This is a genomic window from Streptomyces sp. NPDC005263, from assembly GCF_042872365.1.
Lineage (GTDB): Bacteria > Actinomycetota > Actinomycetes > Streptomycetales > Streptomycetaceae > Streptomyces.
This window is the reverse complement of sequence record NZ_JBIAKJ010000003.1, coordinates 743,894-753,469: the sequence shown is the minus strand read 5'-3', so window position 1 is coordinate 753,469 and position 9,576 is coordinate 743,894. Positions and strand designations below refer to the sequence as shown.

The following is a 9,576-nucleotide window of genomic DNA, read 5'->3' as shown; positions in this document are numbered from 1 at the left end:
ACCCGCAAAACCGCCGCCACCGCCGAAGCAGCCGTGGACACCGCCGAAGGCACGGAGACCAAGCCGCGCCGCACGCGCAAAACCACCACGGCCAGCCCGGCAAAGGCGGAAGCCGAGGCCGAGCCCACCGAGGCAAAGCCGCGCCGCACCCGCAAGACCGCCGCGTCGGCCGAAACCGCCGTGGACACGGCAGAGGGCGCCGAGGCGAAGCCCAAGGCGCGCCGCACCCGCAAAACCGCCGCCACCGCCGAAGCAGCCGTGGACACCGCCGAAGGCACGGAGACCAAGCCGCGCCGCACGCGCAAAACCACCACGGCCAGCGCGGCAAAGGCGGAAGCCGAGGCCGAGCCCACCGAGGCAAAGCCGCGCCGCACCCGCAAGACCGCCGCGTCGGCCGAAACCGCCGTGGACACCGCCGAGGGTGCCGAGGCGAAGCCCAAGGCGCGCCGGACCCGCAAGACCGCGGCCGCCGCGGAGCCCGCCGCTTCCGCCGGCATCCCGGCCCAGGCCGCCGAGGCCACGCCGAGGGTACGGCGGCCCCGTAAGGCCGCGGAGGCCACGGAGCCCGCGGAGAGCTGATCCCGCTGCTCGACGGCCCGGTTCACATCACGTGAACCGGGCCGTCGACGTTTCCGCCCCGGACCACCGAACTGCGCGCCCCGCCTCCCGACCCGGTACAGCGGGACACCGACCCGATAATCTCCCCTCGTGAGCCGTCGCGTCTCCTTCACCCCGCCCCCGGGCGCCCGCGCCTACGCCCTGCGCACCGCACGCGGTGAATTCGCCGTCGTGGACAGCCCGGTGGTCGGCGCCGAGGCGAGGGGCACCGTCCTGATGCTGCCCGGGTTCACCGGCAGCAAGGAGGACTTCACGCTGCTGCACGAGCCGCTCACGGCGCGCGGATACCGGATCGTGGCCGTGGACGGGCGGGGCCAGTTCGAGTCGGACGGCCCCGAGGACGACGAGTCCGCCTACGCGCGGGACCAGCTGGCGCGGGACGTGCTCGCGCAGGCCGAAGCCGTCGGGACGCCCGTGCATCTGCTGGGGCACTCCCTCGGCGGGCAGATCGCCCGGGCGGCCGTACTGCTCGACCACTCCCCCTTCCGTTCGCTCACCCTCATGTCCTCCGGCCCGGCGCAGATCTCCGACTCCCAGCAGCAGCGCGTGAAGCTGCTACGGGACGCGCTCGCCGTGATGGGCATGGCCGAGGTGTGGGAGGCCATCCAGGCGATGGGTCCGCCGGAGGAGGTCGGCGGGCCCGCCGTCGGCATCGGCGACCAGAACCAGCTGCGGCGCCGCTGGCTGGGCACCAAGCGCGCCCAACTCCTCGCCACGGGACGTCAGTTGTGCACCGAGCCGGACCGGGTCGCCGAACTATCCGCCGTCCCACTGCCCTTCCACGTACTGTCGGGCGCCCACGACGACACCTGGCCGGTGACTTTCCTCGACGACATGGCCGTACGGCTTCGGGCGCGCCGGACGGTCGTCGCCGGCGCCGAGCACTCCCCGAACGCGGACCAGCCCCAGCCGACCGCACAGGCCCTCGCCGACTTCTGGGACGGCGGCACGGCCCGATAGGGCCTGTTGCGAAAGCCCCTAGCACAACGTCTGCAGATGCTCCCAGAACCCGTCCCGCAGGGACCGGCGCAGGTCCGCCTGGCCGCGCAGCGAGTACTGGAGCAGCCCTTCCGCCTCCACCAGGAGCTCCTGGTCCACGGAGCCGGGGAGATAGGGGTGGCCCGGCAGGAGTTCGACGAGTGACTCGCGGCCCCGCGCGGCCAGCCACTTCGCCGCGATCTGCGCGCCCACGAAACGGACGTCGTCACGGGTGGGACGGGACGCCGCCGCCTCGTAGACGGGGGCCGCGCGCCGGGACACGTACGGCTTGAAGAAGTCGAGGTCGAAGGTGCGCTGGCTGTCGACCTCCCAGAGCAGCGGCTCGGCCTGGTTGCGGCCCTCGGGCGCCTCGATGCCCCACAGGTGCACGCGGGCGCCGTACCCCTGCGCCGCCTCCACCGCGGAGACCAGGTCCTCGTCCCCGCCGAGCAGTGCCGCGTCGCTGATGGCGCGGTGCCGGGCGAGGGACTCCAGGTCGGAGCGGATGAGCGAGTCGACGCCCTTCTGCTGGTTGTTCGCGTTCAGGTTGCCCAGTCGGACCTTGACGTCCGGGAGTTCGGCGATGGACTGCTGCTCCGTCGTGTGGATGCGGCGTCTCGCGCCGTCGTACCAGTAGACCCTCAGCAGCCGGCTGTCCGCGAAGATGGTGCGGGCCCGGTCGATGAGCGCCTCGATCAGCCCCTCGGCGTCGAGGTCGTAGGAGCGACGGTCCTCCGTACCCGCCACCAGTCGTCCCGCTGCCGCATACAGGTATCCCGCGTCGACGAAGATGGCGTGCGTCGAGGGCGTCTTCGCCACCTCTGCGAGCATGCGTTGGAGCAGCTCGTTGGTGCGGTCGATGCGGGCACTGAGGGCCGCGAGGTCTTCGTTCATCGCCACCATTGTCCCGGCGGTCACGCTGCGAACACAACTGGTCCCGGTCAGTCTCCTCCCGGTTCGTCCACACCGCTTACCGGTCAGTAGTTAGCCGTTCGAAAAATTTCTTTAGCGTAGGGAATGTTTGTAACACGCATCCCGTTGACTAGTACGGAACAGGGAGCACCGATGCCTCCTGTTCCGTCCGCCAAGTAGTTCTCCTCAGGAGGATGACCAGACGAAGGGAGAAGCCCTTGCGCTTCGAAATCATGCGACTGGACGATGTCGACGGCACCCCCGTGGACAGCACCGTCGTAGACGCCGCCTCCGTCAACCGTATCGTTCAGCAGGCTGCCTCGATCGGGCAGCGGCTGTGGATCCGCCCGGCCGACGCCTCGGCCTCATAACCCCGGATCCCTCTACAGGTTTCAGAGCCCCCGTTCGGCACCGATGCCGGACGGGGGCTCTGCGCGTACCCGCGCACCCGGGCGGCTGCCGCCTATCCCGCCCGGACCACCTGAGTGACCCCGTTGATGATCTGCTGCACGGCGATCGCGGAGAGCATCATGCCGGCGAGGCGCGTCACCAGGACCACGCCGCCGTCCTTGATGACCCGGATGATCACCAGCGAGTACCGCATCACCACCCACAGGACGACATGGATGGCGATGATCGCCGACCACACCGACACCTGCGACACGAGACCGCCACTCTTCTGGACGGCCAGGATCACCGACACGATCGCGCCCGGCCCGGCCAGCAGCGGCATGCCGAGCGGTACGAGCGCCACGTTGACGTCCTTGGTCTGCTTCGGCTCGTCCGTCTTGCCGGTGAGCAGGTCCAGCGCGATCAGCAGGAGCAGCAGCCCGCCCGCGATCATCAGCGCGGGCACGGAGACATGCAGGTAGTCGAGGATCTGGTGCCCGAGGAGCCCGAAGACGGTGATCACCCCGCCGGCCACACAGACGGCCTGGAAGGCCATCCGCTTCTGCGCCTTGGCCGGGCGGCCGGCGGTCAGCGCGAGGAAGATCGGGGTGATCCCGGGGGGATCCATGATCACGAAAAGGGTCAGGAAGAGGGAGCCGAAGACGGCGACGTCGAACATGAAGGCCTTGCGGAACGGGAGAGGGACGTGGACGTGCGGGAGGTGACCTCAGGCCCCGCCGGCCCCCGGCACCGGGAACGCGCCCGTCGCACGTCGCGTGATCTCCCCGTACACCTCGGGGTCGGTCGTGTACTCGCCGAGCGAGACGGTCTTGCGGCTGCCGTGATAGTCCGAGGAGCCCGTGATCAGCAGTCCCAGTTCCGCGGCCAGCGCCCGCAGTCGGGCGCGCGCGTCCGCGTCGTGGTCCATGTGGTCGACCTCGATGCCGTCCAGTCCGGCCGCGGCCATCTCGGCGATCGCGGATTCCGGCACCGTAAGGCCCCGCTTGGCGGCGGCCGGATGCGCGAACACGGTGACCCCGCCCGCGCCCTTGACCAGCCGGATCGCCTCGAAGGGGTCGGTCTCGTGCTTCGGCACGTAGGCCCGGCCGCCGTCCGCCAGCCACTCCTCGGTGAACGCGTCGCTCACGGTGGGCACGACGCCGAGGTCGACCAGGGCGGTGGCGACATGCGGGCGCCCCACCGATCCGTCTCCGGCGATCCGCGAGACCTGCTCCCACGTCACGGGCACACCCAGCTCGTTGAGCTTGGCGACCATCGCCCGCGCCCGCGGCACCCGGTCGTCCCGCACCAGCTCCCGCTCGGCGAGCAGCGCCGGCTCCTCGGGGTCGAAGAGGTAGGCCAGCATGTGCATGGAGACGCCGTCGATACGGCAGGACAGCTCGGCGCCGGTGACCAGCGTGAGCCCCTCCGGCACCGCGGCGATCGCCTCGGCGTACCCACGGGTGGTGTCGTGGTCGGTCAGGGCGACAACGTCCAGACCGGCGACGGCGGCATTGTGTACCAGTTCAGAAGGGGTGTCCGTACCGTCGGACGCGGTGGAGTGGCAGTGCAGATCGATACGCACGACATGAACTCCAAGCAGCGACGGGACAGCGGCGGACGCTCAAGGATAACCGGAGTTCCCCCACCACTGTCACACCCGCAACAGGGTTGCACCCCCTACATACCTCACAGCAGCACCGGAAAGGGGCGCGGGGAACCGCGCGACCGGCCACCGACCCCCCGCACACGGCCGCGAACCGAAGCCCCAAAGGCTCAACTCGCCCAACCCAGCGGAGCGCTACGGCTTGAGCAGGCGCGGCGACAACGCCCCGCACGGCACCAACTCCACCTCCGCGCCCGCGTCCCGCAGATCCGTCAGCACCAGTTCGTCGTACATCAGCAGTCCGGACTGCTCGGGCCACACCACCGCCCACACCCACATCCCCAGCGCCTCGCCCGCGAAGACCGCGCGGTCGTCGGGGGCGCCGGCGACATGCCAGAGCGGGGTCGGACGGCCGGCGGCCAGCACCTTGGCCTGGGGCGGCTTCTCCACGCTCATGTACGGACCCGGATCCGGGCCGTCGATGCCCGCATAGCGCGCGCCGAGGCCGACGCCGAGCTCCTCGGCCACCAGGATCAGTTCGCCCATGCCGCCGAGCGGTCCGGGCCCGGAGCAGGCCACCGCCGTGGCCCGGCCGCCGCTGCGGTCGTCGCCCGCGCAGGCGACGCCGGTGAACAGCCAGCCGACCGGCAGCGGCCACGGCATCCACACCGGCACCTTGGTGCGGTGCACCACCACCTGGAGGGCCTCGACGCTGGGCGGGATCACGGGCTGCACCGGATGCACGGTGCCGTGCAGATCGCACTGCCAGCTATCGGCGAAGAGTCCGGGAGCCCTGACCCGGCCACCACACTTCGGGCAACTGGGTTCGCCCCTCATAGCGCCCCACGGTCCTACCACCGACCCGCCACGTCAAGGGACGATCACCCGTCCGAGCGGAAGCCGCTCACCAGGGAAAAGTAGATGTAGTTTGCATTTATTAGCCGCCCTAACCTATTGTGTGTATATACCAACTACCTCGCTCGGGATGGAGCACACGATGGGAGCACACCAGGACCCCGCAAGCCAGGATCCGTTCGACGCGGGAGCGGGCAGCATCCTGCGCCAGCCCAAGGCGGTGTGGGCCACCGCCGGCGCGTCCGTCGTCGCCTTCATGGGCATCGGACTCGTCGACCCGATCCTGCCGTCCATCGCCTCGGGCCTGAACGCCACCGCCAGCCAGGTCTCCCTCCTCTTCACCTCCTACTTCCTCATCACCGCGATCGCGATGCTGGTCACCGGCTTCGTCTCCAGCCGGATCGGCGGCAAGAAGACCCTGCTGCTCGGCCTCACCCTGGTCGTGGTCTTCGCGGGCCTCGCGGGCACCTCGGGTTCGGTCGGCGAACTGGTCGGCTTCCGGGCCGGCTGGGGCCTCGGCAACGCGCTGTTCGTCTCGACCGCCCTCGCGGTCATCGTCGGCGCGGCGGCCGGCGGGAGCGCGGCCGCGATCCTGCTGTACGAGTCCGCCCTCGGCCTCGGCATGGCGTGCGGGCCCCTGCTGGGCGCGCTGCTCGGTGACGCCAGCTGGCGCTACCCCTTCTTCGGCACCGCGTTCCTGATGGCCATCGGCTTCCTGTGCATCACCGTGTTCCTGAAGGAACAGCCGAAGCCGGCCCGGAAGACCTCACTGCTGGACCCGATCAAGGCGCTCGGCCACGGCGGCCTCGCCTCCGCCGCGGGCTCGGCGTTCTTCTACAACTACACGTTCTTCACCGTGCTGGCCTTCACCCCGTTCGTGCTCGACATGACCCCGTACAAGTCGGGGGCGGTGTTCTTCGCCTGGGGTGTGCTGCTCGCGGTCTTCTCGGTGATCGTGGCCCCGCGCCTGCAGGAGCGGTTCGGCTCGCTGAAGGTGCTCGGCGGCTCGCTGGTGCTGCTCGCGGCCGACGTGCTCGCCCTCGGATACGGCAACCACACCACGGCCGTCGTCTGCACGATCCTGTCCGGTGCCTTCATCGGCGTGAACAACACCGTGTACACCGAGCTGGCCCTGGGCGTCTCGGACGCGCCGCGTCCGGTGGCCAGCGCGGGCTACAACTTCGTGCGCTGGTTCGCCGCGGCCGCCGCGCCCTACTTCGCGCCGAAGATCGAGGAGTGGACCGACATCCACATCCCGTTCGTGGTCGCCGCGGTGACGGCACTCCTGGGTGCGCTCGTGGTCGTCGTACGCCGGAAGGCGCTCACCCACGAGGCCGAGGAGCTGGAGCCGCGGCACGCGACCGAGGACAGTGTCGCCGTGTTCGTCAACTGACACTTTTCGGCCACCGGTTGGTGACCTTCCTCACCTGGAGGGTCAGGCCAGCGGGACGGACTTTCGGGACGGATCCCGAAGGTCCGTCCCGTTCGTCAGCCAGCGCTCCTGGAGGGCTTGGGCGCCGTGCACGCGCTTCCAGGCCGCCTCGTTCGGGGTCATCGGCAGCAGCGGCAGGAACCGTACGGGGTCGAGGGGATCGTCGAGCTCCAGGTCCTCCACCAGACCGCCGGGCTCGGCGACAAGCACCGAGGTGAACGGGGCGTCGGGCCACAGCGGTCCGCCGACGTCGAGGGAGGCGCCGGGAGCCACGATCAGACCCTCGACCTGCGGGGACGCGGCGAGAACGGCGAGCGGACGAAGCACCTTGTCGGTGTCGGCGAGACCGGAACGCACCGACAGGACCAGTTCGGCACGCGGGCCCTTGACCGGGTCGGCGAGCGCCGCCGTGGGGTCGGTCATGGGCTGCGCGGACATGCCGAGCGTGGCGTAGCGGACCACCCCGCCCTCCTGGCCGGTGTCCTGGAAACGCAGCACCTCGATGCGGTCCGTGCCGAGGAAGGTGACCGCCGCGCGGGCGTCCGGTGTGCCGAGCGCGGTGCGCAACCGGGCCTCGACCAGAGGAAGAACATCAGCCATGCGGCGAGCATAGAACTCGTCAGTACCGGGCAAAGCAGCGCCTTGACAGTTCGGGCGACTGCTACTCTTGCCCGGTGGTTCGGGGCAGCACGCAGAAGCGTCGCCGTCAAGCCCCGACGCCGACGAGACTCCCTTACGAGGGACCGGCCGGAGGAGGTGGGGCTGCAATGGACCGAAGTCGACCGTGCAGTAGCACCCGCTCTTCCCGCCGCTGATGTAGCTGCTCCGGAATCTGGCTGACTGCCACCTCTCGCACTCACTGCACCGCGGAAGAGCGCTTCGTTTCGTTTTACCTGATCTGTCTGATCTGCCTGCCTGAATCAGTACCTGTATCAGTAGCGAAGCTCGCCACCGCGACGGTGCGGTGCTCCCCGCTTTGTGGACGTGCCAAACATCCTCGCCTCCCTCGAAGGGGAGGACCCGTGTCAGGACCGTCCCCATTCCGGGTTGTTCCACCCGTCGCCGGCGGCCTTTCGTTGCCTGTCACGAAGGAGCCAGCCATGTCGATGATCCGCGACCTGCGTGCCGTGGTCCGTCCGTCCCGCATCTCCCTGCGCAAGGACACCGGGCTCTACGACACCACCCGCGACCCCTCGACGCCCTCCGCCGTCGTCGACTGCGCCGTCTACCGCGACGGCACCCGCGTCGCGCAGGACAAGCCCCTGACCCCGCACGACGCGATGCGCGTGGTGCGCCGCGACGGCGGCTTCGTGTGGATCGGGCTGCACGAGCCGACCGAGGCCGAATTCGCCGGTATCGCCAGGGAGTTCGGACTGCACCCGCTGGCCGTGGAGGACGCCGTGCAGGCCCACCAGCGGCCCAAGCTGGAGCGGTACGACGACTCCCTCTTCACCGTCTTCAAGACCATCCACTACGTCGAGCACGACCGGCTCAACGCCAACAGCGAGGTCGTCGAGACCGGCGAGGTCATGTGCTTCACCGGGCGGGACTTCTTCATCACCGTGCGGCACGGCGGCCAGGGCTCGCTGCGGGCACTGCGCCACCGCCTCCAGGACGACCCCGAGCTGCTCGCCAAGGGCCCCTCGGCGGTGCTGCACGCGATCGCCGACCACGTCGTCGACGGCTACATCGCGGTCGCCGACGCGGTGCAGGACGACATCGACGAGGTGGAGACCGAGGTCTTCTCGCCGGGGCGGCGGGGCGGGGTCTCGCGTGGTGTGGACTCGGCGCGGATCTACCAACTCAAGCGTGAGGTACTGGAGTTCAAGAGGGCGGTGTCGCCGCTGCTGCGTCCCATGCAGCTGCTCAGCGAGCGGCCGATGCGGCTGGTCGACCCGGACATCCAGAAGTACTTCCGGGACGTCGCCGACCACCTCGCCCGCGTCCAGGAGCAGGTCGTCGGCTTCGACGAACTGCTCAACTCGATCCTCCAGGCCAACCTCGCGCAGGCCTCCGTCGCGCAGAACGAGGACATGCGGAAGATCACCTCGTGGGCCGCGATCATCGCCGTGCCGACGATGGTGTGCGGGGTCTACGGGATGAACTTCGACTACATGCCGGAGACGCACTGGAAGTACGGCTACCCGGCGATCATGTCCGGCACGGTGGCCCTCTGTCTGGTCATCCACCGCACGCTGAAGCGCAACGGCTGGTTGTGACGGCACCTGGTTAGGGTGGACGCATGAACTCCGAGCTGCTCGAACGGGCCCTCGTCGAGGAGGCCACCAAGAAGTCCGGCCTCCTCTGGGCCCAGGGTCCCGGTTCGCCGGCCCGTGCCCTGTGGCACGTGTGGCACGAGGGCGCGGCCTGTCTGGTCGGCGACGGGCCCGGTGAGCAGCCCCTGCCGGGGCTGGTCGACGGGGCCGAAGCCGAGGTCACGGTCCGCAGCAAGGACAAGGGCGGCCGGCTGGTCTCCTGGACGGCGAAGGTCGTGGAGCTGGCGCCCGGGTCCCCCGAGTGGGAGGCGACGGTCACCGAACTCAAGGGAAAGCGCCTGAACGCGCCCGACGGTGAGGCGATGACGGAGCGCTGGTCCCGCGAGTGCCGCGTCCTGCGCCTGGAGCCGACCGGCGCGAGAGCACCGCTGCCCGACGGCGACCTGGCCGAGGCCCCGCTGCCGACGCCGGCGACCACCCGCGGGCCGATGCCGGCCGGTCTGCCGCGGCTGCTCGGGAGGAAACGCCGGCGAAAGTAGCCGGGAGAGCGGCGCGGTTCGGCACCGCGA

At 70.1% G+C, this 9,576-nt stretch carries 10 protein-coding genes and 1 pseudogene; 6 read left to right on the top strand and 5 right to left on the bottom strand.

All coding sequences use genetic code 11. The features are described from left to right. Window positions 1–579 (top strand): annotated as a pseudogene (locus ACFYRY_RS17120) (DEAD/DEAH box helicase); the annotation flags it as partial. Window positions 580–708: 129 nt separating this feature from the next. Then, window positions 709–1,578: an alpha/beta fold hydrolase gene (locus tag ACFYRY_RS17115; protein WP_389145475.1), complete on the top strand. Its 870-nt coding sequence runs from the start codon at window positions 709–711 to the stop codon at window positions 1,576–1,578. An 18-nt stretch (window positions 1,579–1,596) separates the two neighbouring features. On the opposite strand, the gene ACFYRY_RS17110 is transcribed toward ACFYRY_RS17115, so the two are convergent. Then, window positions 1,597–2,490 (bottom strand): NYN domain-containing protein, encoded by an 894-nt coding sequence (locus ACFYRY_RS17110; RefSeq protein ID WP_389145472.1) that lies wholly within the window; start codon window positions 2,488–2,490, stop codon window positions 1,597–1,599. Between the two features lie 236 nt (window positions 2,491–2,726). Between ACFYRY_RS17110 and ACFYRY_RS17105 the strand changes: the two genes are divergently transcribed. After that, window positions 2,727–2,879, top strand: a complete 153-nt coding sequence (locus ACFYRY_RS17105) for a hypothetical protein (protein WP_356768789.1) — start codon at window positions 2,727–2,729, stop codon at window positions 2,877–2,879. 92 nt (window positions 2,880–2,971) lie between these two features. Here ACFYRY_RS17105 and ACFYRY_RS17100 read toward each other — a convergent pair whose 3' ends face one another. The 3 genes from ACFYRY_RS17100 to ACFYRY_RS17090 all read right to left on the bottom strand — a co-directional run bounded on the left by ACFYRY_RS17100 (window position 2,972) and on the right by ACFYRY_RS17090 (window position 5,341). Beyond that, entirely contained in the window at window positions 2,972–3,577 is a 606-nt protein-coding gene (locus ACFYRY_RS17100; RefSeq protein ID WP_389145468.1) for a MarC family protein, read from the bottom strand. 48 nt (window positions 3,578–3,625) lie between these two features. Continuing rightward, window positions 3,626–4,483, bottom strand: a complete 858-nt coding sequence (locus tag ACFYRY_RS17095) for a PHP domain-containing protein (protein ID WP_389145465.1) — start codon at window positions 4,481–4,483, stop codon at window positions 3,626–3,628. Window positions 4,484–4,699: 216 nt separating this feature from the next. Beyond that, window positions 4,700–5,341, bottom strand: a complete 642-nt coding sequence (locus ACFYRY_RS17090; RefSeq protein WP_389145462.1) for a DUF6758 family protein — start codon at window positions 5,339–5,341, stop codon at window positions 4,700–4,702. 160 nt (window positions 5,342–5,501) lie between these two features. Between ACFYRY_RS17090 and ACFYRY_RS17085 the strand changes: the two genes are divergently transcribed. Next, entirely contained in the window at window positions 5,502–6,752 is a 1,251-nt protein-coding gene (locus ACFYRY_RS17085; protein WP_389145459.1) for an MFS transporter, read from the top strand. 42 nt (window positions 6,753–6,794) lie between these two features. Here ACFYRY_RS17085 and ACFYRY_RS17080 read toward each other — a convergent pair whose 3' ends face one another. Then, window positions 6,795–7,391, bottom strand: coding sequence for a suppressor of fused domain protein (locus ACFYRY_RS17080; RefSeq protein WP_389145456.1), 597 nt, complete (start codon window positions 7,389–7,391; stop codon window positions 6,795–6,797). A gap of 500 nt (window positions 7,392–7,891) precedes the next feature. Between ACFYRY_RS17080 and ACFYRY_RS17075 the strand changes: the two genes are divergently transcribed. After that, window positions 7,892–9,010: a magnesium and cobalt transport protein CorA gene (locus ACFYRY_RS17075; protein ID WP_389145454.1), complete on the top strand. Its 1,119-nt coding sequence runs from the start codon at window positions 7,892–7,894 to the stop codon at window positions 9,008–9,010. A gap of 23 nt (window positions 9,011–9,033) precedes the next feature. Then, window positions 9,034–9,546: a hypothetical protein gene (locus tag ACFYRY_RS17070; protein WP_389145451.1), complete on the top strand. Its 513-nt coding sequence runs from the start codon at window positions 9,034–9,036 to the stop codon at window positions 9,544–9,546. Window positions 9,547–9,576: the final 30 nt, after the last annotated feature.

What these genes read in the sequence shown, in the direction of transcription:
- ACFYRY_RS17080 (WP_389145456.1), bottom strand. Translation starts at nt 7,391, where the DNA reads ATGGCTGATGTTCTTCCTCTGGTCGAGGCCCGGTTGCGCACCGCGCTC.
- ACFYRY_RS17075 (WP_389145454.1), top strand. Translation starts at nt 7,892, where the DNA reads ATGTCGATGATCCGCGACCTGCGTGCCGTGGTCCGTCCGTCCCGCATC.
- ACFYRY_RS17100 (WP_389145468.1), bottom strand. Translation starts at nt 3,577, where the DNA reads ATGTTCGACGTCGCCGTCTTCGGCTCCCTCTTCCTGACCCTTTTCGTG.
- ACFYRY_RS17070 (WP_389145451.1), top strand. Translation starts at nt 9,034, where the DNA reads ATGAACTCCGAGCTGCTCGAACGGGCCCTCGTCGAGGAGGCCACCAAG.
- ACFYRY_RS17090 (WP_389145462.1), bottom strand. Translation starts at nt 5,341, where the DNA reads ATGAGGGGCGAACCCAGTTGCCCGAAGTGTGGTGGCCGGGTCAGGGCT.
- ACFYRY_RS17110 (WP_389145472.1), bottom strand. Translation starts at nt 2,490, where the DNA reads ATGAACGAAGACCTCGCGGCCCTCAGTGCCCGCATCGACCGCACCAAC.
- ACFYRY_RS17085 (WP_389145459.1), top strand. Translation starts at nt 5,502, where the DNA reads ATGGGAGCACACCAGGACCCCGCAAGCCAGGATCCGTTCGACGCGGGA.